Raw genomic sequence first — 15993 nt, 5'->3', positions numbered from 1 at the left:
GAGACGATTGATGGCAACGCTGCACATCAGCCTTTGGCTGGTCGGACTATTGATCGCGCTGGCGCTTTTGTTCGACTTCATGAACGGCTTTCACGACGCCGCCAACTCGATCGCGACTGTGGTCTCGACGGGCGTCCTCAAGCCGCACCAAGCGGTGGCATTCGCCGCCATGTTCAACATCATCGCGCTGTTCGTCTTTCACCTGAAAGTCGCGGCGACGGTGGGCAAGGGCACCGTCCACCCGGAGATCGTCGATCACTACGTGATCTTCGGTGCGCTGGTCGGGGCGATCGCCTGGAACGTGATCACCTGGTACTACGGCATTCCGTCGAGCTCCTCGCACGCCCTGATCGGTGGTCTGGTCGGCGCGGCAGTCGCTAAGGCGGGCACCGGTTCGCTGGTCGCGAGCGGTTTGCTGCAAACGGTCGCATTCATTTTCGTGTCGCCGCTGCTGGGCTTCGTGCTCGGCTCGTTCTTCATGCTGCTGGTGTCGTGGCTGTTCTTCCGAACGCCACCAGCACGCGTGGACCGCTGGTTCCGTCGCCTGCAACTGGTTTCGGCCGGTATGTATAGCCTCGGGCACGGCGGTAACGACGCGCAAAAGACCATCGGCATTATCTGGATGCTGCTGATCGCAGCGGGCATGTGGCCGCAGGAAGCCGCTGAGCCGCCGCTGTGGGTGATCGTCGGCTGTTATCTGGCCATCGGTCTGGGCACGATGTTCGGCGGCTGGCGGATCGTGCGCACGATGGGTCAGAAGATCACGAAGCTCAAGCCGGTCGGCGGTTTCTGTGCCGAGACGGGCGGGGCGTTCACGCTGTTCTTCGCCTCGTGGCTCGGCGTGCCGGTCTCGACGACGCACACGATTACCGGCGCTATCGTCGGCGTGGGTGCCACGCGTAAGCTCTCAGCCGTGCGCTGGGGCGTGGCAGGCAACATCGTGTGGGCGTGGGTGCTGACCATTCCGGCATCGGCGTTCATCGCTGCCATCGCTTGGTGGGTCGGCAAGCAGATTCTGTGACGATGGTGTTCGATACGGACTGAGACGTCGGTATCGGTGCCCGTAAAACAAAAAAGCGGCTTCGGCCGCTTTTTTGTTGGGTATCGGTATTGCGATGCGCTATCGGTGTCATCGGGACAATCAATTTCAATAGTTAATTACGATTGATTATCATTTGTTCATAGCGTTTTATCGAATGCCTAAGGAGGCCGCCATGACCACGATGATCCAACGTTCGCTGCGCATTCGCCCAATGGCAACCCTGATGGGGGTTGCGATTAATGTCGGCGGGGCTGCTGCCTTGCTCGCGCATTTGCACTAATTCCCCGTGCGGGGGCGATTACATCGAGCTGTTGGCGAAGCGGGCGATGGGATCGTCGTCCTGAGCGGGCGGCGTCGTGAGGTTTGCCGTGCGGTCCGGCGGTGTGGTTTGCGGGTCGAGCGGCGAGGGTGTTGCCGTCGTGAGCGGCCGGTTCGGTGCGGTATTCATCGGCACCACAGGCAGCGGCGCGGCGACCGGCGCTTGCGATGCCACCGTATCCGGTGCGGTGCGATTCACGTAGGTCGTATTGCCAGCCGGTGCCTTATTGGCTGCCACGCGACGCACGCCATCGATGCGGCGTGCCCAATACGGGATATACAAACTTTCCAGACGCACCGTGCCGCCCGTATTCGGCGCATGCACAAACTTCCCTTGACCGACATAGATGCCCACGTGCGAGTGGGCGCGTCCTGTCGTATTGAAGAAGATGAGATCGCCGGACGCGAGGTCGTCGCGCTCGAGTGGCGTGCCGATGCTGCTCATGTCGGCCGTTGTGCGCGGCAGGTTCACGCCGGCGGCACGCGCGACCACATAGCGGACCAGGCCGCTGCAATCGAAACCGGAATCAGGGGTATTGCCGCCGTAACGGTAAGGAATGCCGACGAGACTCATCGCCTCGATCGTGATTTCCTCCTGCCCGGCGCTGCGCTCGGGGCCCATCGTGCGATTGCCGAAGTTGGCATTGCTGCCTTGGCGAACGCTCGGCCCGGAGGAACAGGCGGCGACGAGTAACGTGACACTTAGTGCTGTCACGCAACGCCACGACACCCACGACCGACGCGGCAATGCCGAGTCTGTGGTGGCCGACCGATGAGAGCGGAAGGGGCGCTGGATTCGCATGCGCCGAGTTTACGACGCTTACCGGGCGAATGCATGGCAAAAGTGCCGGAATTCGGACTTTTTGTGGTGTCGAGGTCACAAAATGGGCGATTCTTGGCCGATTCTGTCGCGTAAGCACGATGAACACAGGATTTTCCGTGGTTCGCGTGGATAAAAAAACGGCACCCGAGGGTGCCGTTTTCTATACGAACAAAGGTCGTACGCGTCAGAGAATTTCCGCCGCGTAATCGGCCAGTCGCGAGCGCTCGCCGCGTGCGAGGGTCACGTGACCGCTGTGTCCCCAGCCCTTGAAACGATCCACGACGTAGGTCAGCCCCGAGCTGCCTTCGGTCAGGTACGGCGTATCGATCTGCGCGATGTTGCCCAGACAGATCAGCTTGGTGCCGGGGCCTGCACGCGTGACGAGCGTCTTCATCTGCTTCGGCGTCAGGTTCTGCGCCTCGTCGATGATGACGAACTTGTTCACGAACGTACGGCCGCGCATGAAGTTCATGCTCTTGACCTTGAGTCGCGAGCGAATCAGTTCTTGCGTGGCCGCGCGGCCCCATTCACCTGCGGAGTCGTCGGTCTTTTGCAGCACTTCGAGGTTGTCGTCGAATGCGCCCATCCACGGTTGCATCTTCTCTTCCTCGGTGCCCGGCAGGAAGCCGATATCTTCACCCACGGGCACTGTAGCGCGCGTGATGATGATCTCGTTGTAGCGCTTCTCGTCGAGCGTCTGCGCCAGACCTGCGGCGAGCGCCAGCAGCGTTTTGCCGGTACCGGCTTGACCCAGCAGCGTGATGAAATCCACTTCCGGGTTCATCAGCAAGTTCAGCGCGAAATTCTGCTCGCGATTGCGCGCCGTAATGCCCCACACGTTGTTCTTGTGGTGGCCGTAGTCGCGCAACGTTTGCAACAGCGCCGTCTTGCCGTTGATCTCGCGTACCTGAGCGTAGAACGGCGCTTCACCGTTGTTCGTCTCGAGATACACGAACTGGTTGATGAGGAAGTTCGCGCACGACGGTCCGGTGATGCGATAGAACGTGGTGCCCGTGCGGTTGTCCTGCCAGCTTTCCATGCCCTTGCCGTGCTTCGTCCAGAAGTCCGGCGGCAGGGCCATCACGCCCGAGTAGAGCAGATCGCTGTCCTCGAGCACCTTGTCGTTGAAGTAATCTTCCGCCGGCAAGCCGAGCGCATGCGCCTTGACGCGCATGTTGATGTCTTTGGACACCAGCACGACCTGACGATCGCGGAACTTGTCCTGCAATGCACGCACGACGCCCAGAATCTGATTGTCGGCCTTACCTTGCGGCAGGCCTTCGAGCGGCGGCGGTTCGGGCAGGTCGGTTTGGAAGTACAGGCGGCCCGTCGCATCCTTGTTGCCAAGGCGGGAGAGCGGAATGCCCTCGGCCATCGACTTCGAGCCGCTCTCGGCGACCAACCCGTCGAGCGTGCGGCTCACCTGACGCGCATTGCGCGCCACTTCTGACATGCCCTTCTTGTGATTGTCGAGCTCTTCCAACGTCATCATCGGCAGATAGACGTCGTGCTCTTCGAAGCGGAACAAGCTGCTCGGGTCGTGCATGAGCACATTCGTGTCGAGCACGAAGAGCTTGGCCGGTTCCTGATCTTTCCCGCGCGCGCGTTTGGTGCCGCCTGCCGGAGCGGGCGACTTCACCGCCTTGAGCGGTGTGGTCGCACCGGACGGATCGGCAGCCGGGGCCGAGCGCGGCGAACGTGCAACGGGTGGCGACTGAGGTGCAGTCTGCGCCACGGACGAGGGGGTAGGGACGACCTTCAATTCGGCCGCGCCAGCCGCACCAGACGCTTCGCCCAGTGCGTGTTGTTCAGACGAGGGGATCGGTTTCTTGGCCTCCGTGCGCGAAGGTTTGAGGCGAGTGGGGAATTGTTCCGGGGCAAGCAGCGTGCCCGGTTTGGTCGGCGCCGATGGCAATGGCATAGATTTCCCGTTCAAGAAAACACAACACTACTCGGCCGGGACAGACCGCAATACATCACATCCCGGCAACAAAAAAGCCGCCTGCCCGGACGCACCGGAGAGGCGGCTTGGCTGAAGGCGCCGCCGTGGCGACGCCTGCAATAGTCTCGTTCAATGCGCTTGATCATTACGACCGACTATAACGTCTCTGACCGTGCTTGTATAGCGTCGAATGACCTCACTGGCGGGCACAATCGGCGCTTTGGCAACACCTGTGTGAATAGCGCTTTGGCACAGGCATTGCCGCCGCCCGAACGCTGTCCGCCAGCGCTCGGCCGGTGCTTTCGCGAAGCTTAAAGTGCTTGCACGGCAGCCAATACTTCGCTGACGTGTTCGGGCACGCGCACGCCGCGCCATTCCAAACGCAGCACGCCTTTTTCGTCGATCACGAAGGTGCTGCGCTCGATGCCTAAGTGTTCTTTGCCATAGAGTTTTTTCAGCTTGATGACACCGAACAACTTGCACACCGCTTCGTCGCTATCGGAGATCAGCGGGAAGGGCAGTTCGAGCTTGCGCTGGAAGTTTTCGTGCGAGCGCAGGCTGTCTCGCGACACGCCGACGATCTGCGCGCCAGCCGCCTGAAACTCTGCGTAGCTATCGCGAAAGTTCATGCCCTCGGTGGTGCATCCGGGCGTGTTGTCTTTCGGATAGAAATAGATCACCACTTTCTGGCCGCGATGGCCCTTGAGCGAAAAGTCGCCGCCGGTGGCCGGTGCGGTGAAGTCGGGCACGAGGGTGTCGATGGCTACCGTCACTATGGTCTCCTTGGGTGGCTGTTCAAAGCCGGAATAGGGAAGCGGAGGGTGGGTTCAGGCGGCGGCCTGTCCCTCGAGAATCAAGTCGCCCGAGCGGCCCTGAATTTCGCCCCACACCACCGGATGTGCCGGCAGGCTGGCGAGATCGAGCGACTCGTAATACTGGCCCATAGTCACCAGATCGTGCCCCTGACGACGCCATCCGGACAGCACCTGGCGGAACAGTGGAGCAAGCTTCTGGCCTTCGAGTTCCGCATGCAACGTGAACACGTGATCTTGCGCTGGATCGCGAGTCAGAGCAAGCAGATGCTCGGCCACGGCGTTGGCGTCGCGACCGTCCACGCCCAGCAATTCGTCGACCGTGGGCAGTGTCGTCGGCAGTTGCACATGATTCAGGCGAACCCCATCCACGATCGGATAGTGCGGTGCTTGGCCGCGTCCGTCGGACGAATACTTCATGCCCCAGGCGTCGATCTGGCGAAACGCGTGATTGTTCATTTGCCAACCGGCCGCCCCATGCGTCACGGGCGGTGCGCCGAAAATCTGCACACAGCGGTCGTAGGCCTGCGTCATCTGACGTTGCGTCCACTCGGCATCGCGCCCGCGCACGTTGTCTTGCCAGTACGTGTGATCCCACGTGTGGATGCCCGTCTCGTGGCCCGCCGTTTGCACGGTGCGCATCACGTCGGCAGCACGCAGGCCGATATCCGGACCCGGCAGCAACGTGCCGTACATCAACGTCTTAAAGCCGTAGTGTTCGACGACCGACGTGCGCGAGACCTTCTTCAGAAAACCGGGACGGAAGACGCGTTTGAGCGCCCAGCCGGTATGGTCGGGGCCCAGGCTGAAGAGGAAGGTGGCCCGCGCCTGATGTTCCGCGAGCGCGGCGAGCAGGTTGGGCACGCCTTCGCGGGTGCCGCGCAGCGTGTCGACGTCGATTTTCAGGACAATCTTGGCCATGGCCGTCCTCTTGTGGGGCATCGCGGCACGCGATGTGCCCGAGTTGGCGGATGCATTGAATACGGGAGATGCCGAGTCAAAAACGCCCGATGCGCCAGGGGCGCACCGGGCGTGCAGTGCGATTCATGCAGCGAGACCCGCGACCGTGAGGCAGCGGGTCTGAAGCTTACTCGACCAGACGGCGAGCTTCGGCAACGTGGCCGCGATACGCTTCGAAGATCTTGCGCAGGGCGTCGTCCATCGTCGTGGTCGGGGCCCAGCCCAGTTCCTGCATCGTGTTTTCGATCTTCGGCACACGGTTCTGCACGTCTTGATAGCCGTTGCCGTAGTAGGCATCCGACGACGTTTCGACGATCTGCACCTTCTTGGCCGTCTCGGCGTACTCGGGGAATTCGCCGGCCAGCTTGAGCATCATGTTGGCCAGTTCGCGCACCGAGAAGTTGTTCTTCGGATTGCCGATGTTGTAGATCTTGCCGCTGGCAACGTTGTTCTTGTTGTCGATGATGCGCACGAGCGCGTCGATACCGTCATCGATGTCCGTGAACGCGCGCTTCTGGCTGCCGCCGTCGACCAGGCTGATGTTCTCGCCACGGGCGATGTGACCCAAGAACTGCGTGACCACGCGCGACGAACCTTCCTTCGGCGTGTAGATCGAGTCCAGGCCGGCGCCAATCCAGTTGAACGGACGGAACAGCGAGAAGTTCAGGCCTTCTTGCATGCCGTAGCCCCAGATCACGCGATCCATGAGCTGCTTCGAGCAAGCGTAAATCCAACGCGGCTTGTTGATCGGGCCGTAGATCAGCGGCGAGTTTTCCGGATCGAATTCGCCGTCGGTGCACATGCCGTAGACCTCGGAGGTCGACGGGAACACCAGATGTTTGCCGTACTTCACGGCTGAGCGCACGATCGGCAGGTTCGCTTCGAAGTCGAGCTCGAACACGCGCAGCGGAGCCTTCACGTACGTGGCCGGCGTGGCAATGGCCACCAGCGGCAGAATCACGTCGCACTTGCGAATGTGGTACTCGACCCATTCCTTGTTGATCGTGATGTCGCCTTCGAAGAAGTGCATGCGCTCATGGTTGATCAGATCGCCGAGGCGGTCCGTGAGCATGTCCATGCCATAAACTTCCCAGTCGGTCGTCTCCAGGATGCGTTTCGACAGATGGTGGCCGATGAACCCGTTGACACCGAGAATCAGGACTTTTTTCATATTACGGTCAGTGATTGAGCTGGGAAAACTGTGCCGGCGTAACAACCGCGCCGTCCAGCATTAGTTCATGAATGACGAGGGCATTTCCGTCGCCGCAAACGCCAAGGAGCGCATTATCCACTACTTGCAGTCCGCAGGGCAAACCGGCAGGAGGGGATCCCCGTGACGGGCGTGCCCGCGTGACCACCCAACGGCGCCCGGCCGTGTCGGTAAACGCACCCGGATACGGCGGCGCGACCGCACGAATCAGGTTATAGACCTCAGCCGCGGGCTTCGTCCAGTCGATGCGGCCATCTTCCGGCTTGCGGCCGCCAAAATAGCTGCCTTCCGCCAGATTGTTGGCGTGACGGGGTGCCGTGCCAGCCAGCAAGCCCGGCAGGCAGCGCCAGAGCGTCTGCTCGGCGGCCACCGTCACTTTCTCGAAAACTTCCCCGGCCGTGTCGTCCGGCAGAATCGGGACCGACGTCTGGTCGATGATGGCACCGGCGTCCGGCTTGAGCGCCATTTCGTGCAACGTGGCGCCCGTTTCCGTTTCACCCTTCAAAACCGCCCAATTCACCGGCACGCGCCCGCGATACTTCGGCAGCAGCGAGCCGTGCATATTGAAAGCGCCGTGGCGAGCGAGCTCGAGCACCGGCACCGGGATCATGTGGCGGTAATAGAACGAAAAGATGAAATCCGGCGCGACAGCCGCGATTTGCGCGGCGAGCGCCGGATCGGCCGGATCGTCAGGCGTGATGACCGGAATGCCATGCTCGGCAGCCACGGCAGCCACGCTGCCGAACCAGATGTTCTCGTTCGGGTTGTCCTGATGGGTGACCACCAGGGCGACGTCGACGCCGCGCGCGAGCAGTACTTGCAGGCAGCGCACGCCGACGTTGTGATACGCAAATACAACAGCTTTGGAACTCATGAGGTGTGCGGGGCCTGTCAACGTGCGCCGGCGCGAGGCGCGGCATTGCCCGAGTCGGCGTCCTGCGCGGGGTCGTTGCCCTCGACCGGTGCCGCATGGGTGCTCAGCTCCGTGGCACCCGCCGCCGAACTGTTCGAGAGTGCTGCCGAGCCGGTATTACGGCCAGACTCTTGCAGCACGGCTTGCACCAGATAGCGCGGACGCTGGCGCACTTGCTGATAAATACGGCCAATGTATTCGCCGAGCAGCCCCATGCCGAACAGAATCACGCCAAGCAGACAGAACGTGACGGCGAAAAGGGTGAACACCCCTTGGACTTCCGAGCCGAACAAAAAGCGTCGTGCCATCAGCACGATGAACAGCACGCCCGAGGCCGCGGAGAGCGTAATCCCCACGCCCGAGAGCCATTGCAGCGGCACGACTGAGAAGCCGGTGACCAGATCGAAATTCAGACGAATCAGGCTATAGAGCGAGTACTTCGACTCGCCGGCGAAGCGTTCTTCGTGCGCAACGTCGACTTCGGTCGGGTTTTGCGCAAACGTGTAAGCCAGCGCTGGGATGAAGGTGTTGATTTCGCGGCACTGATTGACCGTGTCCACGATGTGACGGCTGTAGCCGCGCAGCATGCAACCCTGATCGGTCATGCGAATGCGCGTGATGCGCTCGCGCAAACGGTTCATCAGTCGCGAGGCATTGCGGCGGAACCACGTGTCTTGACGATTCATGCGAATCGTACCGACATAGTCGTGTCCAGCGGCGAGTTGCGCGACCAGCTTGCCGATTTCTTCCGGCGGGTTCTGGAGGTCGGCGTCGAGCGTGATGACCCATTCGCCGCGCGTGTGCTCGAAGCCCGCCAAAATGGCCATGTGCTGGCCATAGTTGCCGTTGAACAGCACGACACGCGTCACATCCGGGCGCAGGCGGTACTGTTCGGCAAGGATGGCGGCCGAGCGATCGCGGCTGCCGTCATTGACGAACACGACTTCGTAGGCCAGCCCCAGTTTGTCGAGCGCGGGATAAAGCCGCGTGAAGAGGGCAGCGAGGCCGGCCTCTTCGTTATAAACCGGGATGACGACGGAGAGTTGTGGATGAGTCATTTTTGATGATTGGCGCTAATGGCGTTGACGGCCGCGCAAACACGCGCGACGTCGTCGTTCGTCATGGCAGGGAACAACGGCAGCGTGAGGAGCGAGCGGCCCAGACGTTCGGTCTGCGGATATTGCCCTTCGTGGTGCCCCAGTGCCCGATACATTGTAAACAGGTGAATTGCGGGATAGTGTACGCCGCTGCCGATGCCCGCCGCTTTCAGCTTTTCCATGAACTCGGCGCGGGTGATCGTGAGGCGATCGAGCGGCAGTTCGATCTGGAACATGTGCCAGTTCGAGTTTTCGAAGTCCTTGGGCGGCAGACCCAGACCCAGCGTCGCGGCGGCCCCATTGGCGAGGCCGTCGAAGTACAGGCGGGCCAATTCCGTACGGCGTTGGTTGAACCCCGCCAGATGCGGCATCTGGCCCAGACCGACGCGGGCTGCCACGTCCGTCAGGTTGAATTTGCCGCCGAGCACGTCGACATCCATGCCGTCCATGCCGATGCGGGTCACGCCTTGCAAACGATACTTCTCGGCCAGACGCGCTTCTTCCTCGTTATTGAACACGAGGGCGCCGCCTTCGATCGAGGTCAGGTTCTTGTTCGGATGGAAGCTAAACGAGACCAGATCGCCGATCGCGCCGATGCGCTTGCCATGCCACGTCGAGCCCATGGCTTGCGCGGCGTCTTCGATCACGCGCAGGTTGTGGCGGCGCGCGATGTCGTACAGGCGGTCCATGTCGACCGGCAACCCGGCGAGATAGACGGGGATGATGGCGCGCGTCTTGGGCGTGATTGCCTTCTCGAGCAAGTCGAGATCGATATTGCGTGTGGCCGGATCGACATCGACGAACACGGGCGTCGCGCCCACTTCGAGAATGACGTTCGCGGTGGCCACCCACGACAACGGCGTGGTGATGACTTCGTCGCCGCTTTGCACACCGGCGATGCGCAGGCCGATTTCCAGCGTGGCCGTGCCCGAATTAAACGTGCGCACAGGGCGCCCACCGAAAAATTCAGACAGCGCCTTCTCGAAGGCCTGGACTTGCGGGCCCGAGGTAATCCAACCCGAGCGCAGCACATCGGCGACGCCCGCAATGGTTGCGTCGTCGATGGTCGGCCGCGTGAACGGCAGGAACGGTAGGTTGGACTGGGGGGTCGCCGATTCGCTCATGATTTTTGACAAAGCCTCAGGTAAGCGGCGCAGGGCTTAGCTGCGCGCAAGAATATAAACACCAACCAGAATGATGCCGATGGCGACGACGCGCTGCATCGACAGGGTTTCGCCGAACAAGTACCACGCGGCAAACGCGTTCACCACGTAGCCGAGCGAGAGCATCGGATAGGCAATCGAGACTTCAACGCGCGAGAGCGCCAGAATCCACACCACGACGCTGATGGCATAGCACACCAGCCCGCCCATGATCGGCACCTGCGTGGCGAGCTTGATGCCGATGGGCAAGATGTTCGCGCGAGTGAATTCCAGTGCGCCGATCGAGTTGGCACCCGCTTTGAGCAACAACTGGGCGCACGCGTTGAGCAGCACGCCCGTGAGAATAAGGGAAAACGTAGCGAGATTCATGGAACGTTTGTGAACGTTTGTGAATAATTATGGACGGCGTTCCTTGGCTGACGCTTAGGCGACGCGCTCACACGCGTGCCCGGCACGGCTTCGGTAACACCCCTGTCGAATTCGATAGTTCCGGACTTGCGTCACGCCGCTCGGTGGGACGGGTTCCCCGCGAACCCCGTCCAAACGGCTTCTGCTGCTGGATGACTCTCTAGCGAGTACGGCGGCCGGCGGTCAAACCGGCGCTTGAAACGCACAATAAAAGCGCTATTTTACGTTGTCTTGCGGCTGTGGTTTGCTAATTACAACGCGCCGGGCGTCGCGCGCGATGACACGCATCGGCAAATGCTCGGCTTCGAGTTTGGAAAAGGTGTCCGGATCCACCAGCGCGAGCGCCTTCGGATCGGCGCGCCAGCGGACATAAAAGTCGCCCAGCGTCGGCAGCCACTTCTGCGGCTCCTGTTTCACGCCGAATTCGAGCTCGTCCGGGTGCTGCACCATGATCATGTCGGTGCCGAGATAGAACGGCATGGTGTGATCGAGCACGTTCACCGAGTAAAACGGCACCCCGGGCCCGAGCCGCTGCATCTCCGCCTTCACCGCGGGCACGAGCAGCACGCCCGAGCTTTGGCGCCCGAACACCTCGTGACCCATGCCGCCGACGGTCGTGAGCAGCAGCATCGCGGTGGCGAACATGATCAGCGCGCGGCGGGCGCTGTGGCGCGCCATGCGCCATGCGAGCAGCGTGCCGACCAGCCCGGCGCCCAGCGCGAAATACAACCAAATCTGGAACGCTTTGTACAACTCGTTTGGATTGCGCACGCTGCCGGCGCGGCCGACGAATATCGCCACCATGACGAGCGCCGCGATCAGAAACACGGCATACCCGGCCAAGTGCAGACGCAGGGCGTCGCGCCGCATCTGTGCGAGATACAGCCCGAACAGCAACGCCATGGCCGGGGCGATCGGCAGCAGGTACGAAATCAGCTTCGAGTGCGAAACGCTGAAAAACACAAAGATGAAGATGGCCCACGTCCACAGCAGCACGGCGGGCGCGAAGCCATTGGGCTGACGCGGCATGCGCCATGTGGCGCGCACGGTGCCGGGCAGGACCGACAGCCACGGCAGGAAGCCCACGAGAAACACCGGCACGAAGTACCAGAGGGCGCCGTCGCGGTTGTGGCCTTCCTCGGCGAAGCGCCGGAAGTGTTCGTTGATGAAGAAGAAGTCGAAGAACTCGGGGTTGCGCATCTGGACGAGCACGAACCAGGGCGCCGCGATCAACAGAAACACGATCAGGCCGCTTCCCAGATACAGGCGTCGCCACAGTGCCCAGTCGCGCGCGATCAACGTATAGAGCACCAGCACGGCACCGGGGAGCACGATTCCCACCAGGCCTTTGCTCAGCACGGCGAGCGCCATCGCGGCCCAGCACAGCCACATCCAGCCGCGTACCGCCGAGCGGTCCAGGCCGGGGCGCTGGGCGAGCAACAGTGCGCACAGTGAGAGGCCCATGAAGAACGACAGCCCCATGTCCAGCACGTTGAAGTGCCCGAGCAGGGCCCACAGCGGGGCGCTGGCGAGAGCGGCCGCAGCAAACAGGCCGACGCGCGCGTTGAACAGGCGGCGTCCGGTGAAGCCCACCATCAGCACGCCGGCAAAGCCGGTTAAGGCCGTCCACAGGCGTGCCTGCCATTCGCCGACACCGAATGCCGCGAACGTCAGCGCATTCATCCAGGTTTGCAGCGGCGGCTTCTCGAAATACTTGTAGCCGTTGTAGCGCAGCGTGACCCAGTCGCCCGTCGTCCACATTTCGCGCGCCATTTCCGCATAGCGGCCTTCGTCGCTCGCGATCAGGTGGCGATAGTCGAGCATGCCGAACCACACGAGGGCGAAACCCACGAGCAGCAGCCAGAAGGCGGCAGGCGACAACGGGTAGGGGGCGGGGATGAGGGACGTGGGAGCGTCGGCAGCAGGCAAGCCTGCGTTCCCAGACTTAGCGGCGGTATTGGCGGCGCGGCGGTTCACTCAGGCGTTCCGTGTTCGATGAGCACGACCAGCACGACGCGCCGGCCTTCGCTCATCAGAATGTTGTAGGTGCGGCAGGCCGCTTGCGTATCCATCGAATCGACGCCGATACGCGTGCTGGTCAACGAGGCCGTGAGACGCGGGTGGGCGAAGCGCAGTCGCTCGCCGCTGCCGAAAATCACGACTTCCGGGTCGAGGGCGCGCAAGGCTTCGAAATGCGACGGTTCGAGCGCTTCGAACGACGAGATCGGCCAGGCCTGAATCTCGCCCTCGGGCGCGACGATCACGCTGTGGTTGAAACGCGTCTTATTGATTTCGATGTAGCCGGGTCCGTAGCCGGTCACCGTGTTCAAGGCTTGCGAGGGGTCTTGGTGCAGTTTCACTTTCGGAGATTCCCTACCGGATCGAGTCGGATGGAGACGGGATAGAGGCGCAATGGAAACGGAGCGGCAACGGCTCGCCTGATGTATGGAGCGCATAGGGAGCGCGCGGTGCGGTCGGGCATCTTGCCTCGCGTAGCGGAAACCGTCAATGATGCATTGCCGAACTCTGTCATAATTGGCTAAATTATAGCTTTTTGCCGTACGCAGCACGGCAAACCGTTGCAGTGCGGCATTTGCGACACCGGAACCGGGGACATCGGGCATTGTGCCCGAGGATAGCCGGTCCGCTCAAATCCCGCCTGCGGTCCCAGCGTTGCGCCCGATGCCGGCCTGCCAGCCGCTTCGTCAAGAATAACGACCGCCGTGAAACCGATCCTCAAATCGCAGAAATTGCAGAATGTCTGCTACGACATTCGTGGGCCCGTGCTTGAACATGCCAAGCGCATGGAAGACGAAGGTCATCGCATCATCAAGCTGAACATCGGCAATCTGGCGCCGTTCGGTTTCGAGCCGCCCGACGAGATTGTGCAGGACATGATCCGCAACCTGCCGAACTCGGCCGGTTACTCCGATTCGCGAGGCGTCTTCGCGGCCCGCAAGGCGATCATGCATTACGCCCAGCAAAAGGCCATCAAAGATGTGCAGCTCGACGACATCTACCTCGGCAACGGGGCGTCCGAGCTCATCGTCATGGCCATGCAGGCGCTGCTCAACGATGGCGACGAAGTGCTGGTGCCCGCGCCCGACTATCCGCTGTGGACGGCGGCCGTGAGCCTGTCCGGCGGCACGCCCGTGCACTATGTCTGCGACGAGCAAGCCGATTGGCAGCCCGATCTGGCCGACATTCGCAAGAAGATCACGCCGAATACGCGCGCGATCGTCGTCATCAACCCGAACAATCCGACCGGCGCGCTCTACACCGACGAAGTGCTCAAAGAAATCGTCGCCTTGGCGCGCGAGCACAAGCTGATCATTTACGCCGACGAGATCTACGACAAGATCATTTACGACGGCGCAGAGCACACCTCGCTGGCGTCGCTCTCGGAAGACGTGCTCACCATTACGTTCAACGGCTTGTCGAAGAGCTACCGCGCGTGCGGTTACCGCGCGGGCTGGATGATCGTGTCCGGCGACAAGCGTCCGGCGCGCGACTATATCGAGGGGCTCAACATCCTCGCGTCGATGCGTCTGTGCCCGAACGTACCGGGCCAGTACGCCATTCAGACAGCGCTGGGCGGCTATCAAAGCATCAAAGACCTGATCGTGCCGGGCGGTCGCCTGTACCAGCAGCGCGAAATCGCCCACCGCATGCTCACCGCCATTCCCGGCGTGACCTGCGTGAAGCCCAAGGCGGCGCTGTACCTATTCCCGCGCCTCGATCCAGCGGTGTACCCCATCGCCAACGATCAGGAGTTCATCCTCCAGTTGCTACTTGAAGAGAAGGTCCTGCTGGTGCAGGGCAGCGGCTTCAACTGGATGCATCCCGACCATTTCCGCGTAGTGTTCCTGCCTCACGAGGGCGACCTGGAAGACGCCATCAGTCGCATTGCCCGCTTCCTTGACGGTTATCGCCGTCGCCACGGCAAGTGATGCGCGCCAACCGATTTCGACTTTTGAGTAAATCTGCATGAAACCGATCAAATTGGGCCTGCTCGGCCTTGGCACGGTAGGCTACGGCGCCTTCCAGGTACTGGCTCGCAACCAGGAAGAAATTCAACGTCGCGCGGGCCGGGGCCTCGAGATCACAAAGATCGCCGTGCGCAACGTCGAACGTGCCAAAGGGCTGGTGGGTAACGCAGCCGTTGTGACGGGCGATCCGTTCGAAGTGGTCAACGATCCGGACATCGATGTGGTCGTCGAGACCATCGGCGGGTACGACCTCACCAAGGAACTGGTGCTCAAGGCGATCGAGAACGGCAAGCACGTGGTCACGGCCAACAAGGCGCTGCTCGCGGTCTACGGCAACGAAATTTTCGCCGCGGCACGTAAAGCCAACGTGATGGTCGCGTTCGAAGCCGCCGTCGCCGGTGGCATTCCGATCATCAAGGCGCTGCGCGAAGGCCTGTCGGCCAACCGCATCCAGTGGGTGGCCGGCATCATCAACGGCACCACGAACTTCATCCTCTCGGAGATGCGCGACAAGGGCATCGACTTCGACGTGGCATTGGCCGACGCGCAGCGTCTGGGCTACGCGGAAGCCGACCCGACGTTCGATATCGAAGGCGTCGACGCTGCGCACAAGCTCACGCTGATGAGCGCCATCGCGTTCGGCGTGCCGGTGCAGTTCGACCGCGCCTACATCGAAGGCATCACCAAGCTGGCTGCCATCGATATCAAGTACGCAGAAGAACTCGGTTACCGCATCAAGCTGCTCGGCATTACGCGCCGCACCGAAGCCGGTATCGAACTGCGCGTGCATCCGACGCTGATTCCGTCGAAGCGCCTGATCGCCAATGTGGAAGGCGCGATGAACGCCGTGCTGGTGCAGGGCGACGCCGTGGGCGCCACGCTGTACTACGGCAAGGGCGCGGGCGCTGAGCCGACCGCCTCGGCCGTGGTGGCCGACATCGTCGACGTGACGCGTCTGCAAACGGCCGACCCGGAGCATCGCGTACCGCATCTGGCGTTCCAGCACGATGCGCTGTCGAACACGCCGGTGCTGCCGATCGACGAAGTCACTACCAGCTACTACCTGCGCCTGCGCGTGGTCGATCGTGCCGGTGTGATGGCTGAACTCACTCGCATTCTGGCGGATCTGGATATCTCGATCGACGCGCTGCTGCAAAAGGAATCGCGAGAGGGTGAGCACCAGACCGACATCATCATCCTGACGCATGTGACGCAAGAGAAGCACATCAACGCTGCCATCGCGAAGATCGAAGCGATGGACACGGTGCTCTCGAAGGTCACGCGTATCCGTATGGAGTCGCTGAGCTGAGCGCATC

The 15993-nt window shown here is 61.9% G+C and carries 14 protein-coding genes; 3 read left to right on the top strand and 11 right to left on the bottom strand.

The features are described from left to right. The first annotated feature begins 10 nt into the window (after positions 1 to 10). A complete protein-coding gene (locus PPN31114_RS05805) occupies positions 11 to 1021 on the top strand; it encodes an inorganic phosphate transporter (protein WP_150678489.1) in 1011 nt (336 codons plus the stop codon). Positions 1022 to 1340: 319 nt separating this feature from the next. Here PPN31114_RS05805 and PPN31114_RS05800 read toward each other — a convergent pair whose 3' ends face one another. From PPN31114_RS05800 to PPN31114_RS05750, 11 genes are all read right to left on the bottom strand, one after another. Then, on the bottom strand, positions 1341 to 2075 hold the full coding sequence (locus PPN31114_RS05800) for an NlpC/P60 family protein (protein WP_370865832.1): 735 nt from the start codon (positions 2073 to 2075) through the stop codon (positions 1341 to 1343). 292 nt (positions 2076 to 2367) lie between these two features. After that, a complete protein-coding gene (locus tag PPN31114_RS05795; RefSeq protein WP_150678487.1) occupies positions 2368 to 4104 on the bottom strand; it encodes a PhoH family protein in 1737 nt (578 codons plus the stop codon). Between the two features lie 332 nt (positions 4105 to 4436). After that, positions 4437 to 4898 carry a peroxiredoxin gene (locus tag PPN31114_RS05790; protein WP_150678486.1) on the bottom strand — a complete coding sequence of 154 codons (462 nt, stop codon included), beginning with the start codon at positions 4896 to 4898 and terminating at the stop codon, positions 4437 to 4439. 54 nt (positions 4899 to 4952) lie between these two features. Beyond that, positions 4953 to 5858, bottom strand: a complete 906-nt coding sequence (locus PPN31114_RS05785) for a polysaccharide deacetylase family protein (RefSeq protein WP_150678485.1) — start codon at positions 5856 to 5858, stop codon at positions 4953 to 4955. Positions 5859 to 6024: 166 nt separating this feature from the next. Continuing rightward, positions 6025 to 7068, bottom strand: a complete 1044-nt coding sequence (locus PPN31114_RS05780; RefSeq protein WP_150678484.1) for a bifunctional UDP-4-keto-pentose/UDP-xylose synthase — start codon at positions 7066 to 7068, stop codon at positions 6025 to 6027. 7 nt (positions 7069 to 7075) lie between these two features. Then, complete coding sequence (locus PPN31114_RS05775; protein WP_150678483.1) at positions 7076 to 7981, bottom strand: formyltransferase; 906 nt, start codon at positions 7979 to 7981, stop codon at positions 7076 to 7078. 17 nt (positions 7982 to 7998) lie between these two features. Beyond that, positions 7999 to 9078: a glycosyltransferase gene (locus PPN31114_RS05770; RefSeq protein WP_150678482.1), complete on the bottom strand. Its 1080-nt coding sequence runs from the start codon at positions 9076 to 9078 to the stop codon at positions 7999 to 8001. Beyond that, positions 9075 to 10241: a DegT/DnrJ/EryC1/StrS family aminotransferase gene (locus PPN31114_RS05765; RefSeq protein ID WP_150678481.1), complete on the bottom strand. Its 1167-nt coding sequence runs from the start codon at positions 10239 to 10241 to the stop codon at positions 9075 to 9077. Before PPN31114_RS05765 ends, PPN31114_RS05770 begins: the two co-directional genes overlap by 4 nt. Before the next feature lie 36 nt (positions 10242 to 10277). After that, complete coding sequence (locus PPN31114_RS05760; protein WP_150678480.1) at positions 10278 to 10649, bottom strand: SMR family transporter; 372 nt, start codon at positions 10647 to 10649, stop codon at positions 10278 to 10280. Between the two features lie 255 nt (positions 10650 to 10904). Continuing rightward, complete coding sequence (locus tag PPN31114_RS05755; protein WP_370865857.1) at positions 10905 to 12617, bottom strand: glycosyltransferase family 39 protein; 1713 nt, start codon at positions 12615 to 12617, stop codon at positions 10905 to 10907. 44 nt (positions 12618 to 12661) lie between these two features. Then, a complete protein-coding gene (locus PPN31114_RS05750) occupies positions 12662 to 13048 on the bottom strand; it encodes an Mth938-like domain-containing protein (RefSeq protein ID WP_150678479.1) in 387 nt (128 codons plus the stop codon). A gap of 363 nt (positions 13049 to 13411) precedes the next feature. On the opposite strand from PPN31114_RS05750, the gene PPN31114_RS05745 reads away from it, so the two are divergent. Together PPN31114_RS05745 and PPN31114_RS05740 are read left to right on the top strand one after the other, a co-directional pair. Further along, positions 13412 to 14638: a pyridoxal phosphate-dependent aminotransferase gene (locus tag PPN31114_RS05745; protein WP_174987723.1), complete on the top strand. Its 1227-nt coding sequence runs from the start codon at positions 13412 to 13414 to the stop codon at positions 14636 to 14638. A gap of 37 nt (positions 14639 to 14675) precedes the next feature. Further along, complete coding sequence (locus PPN31114_RS05740; RefSeq protein ID WP_150678477.1) at positions 14676 to 15986, top strand: homoserine dehydrogenase; 1311 nt, start codon at positions 14676 to 14678, stop codon at positions 15984 to 15986. Positions 15987 to 15993: the final 7 nt, after the last annotated feature.

The organism is Pandoraea pneumonica (assembly GCF_902459645.1).
In the GTDB taxonomy this organism is placed as follows: Bacteria; Pseudomonadota; Gammaproteobacteria; order Burkholderiales; family Burkholderiaceae; genus Pandoraea; species Pandoraea pneumonica.
Note: the sequence above shows the minus strand (reverse complement) of the source record. Positions and strands in the feature narration are given on the sequence as shown.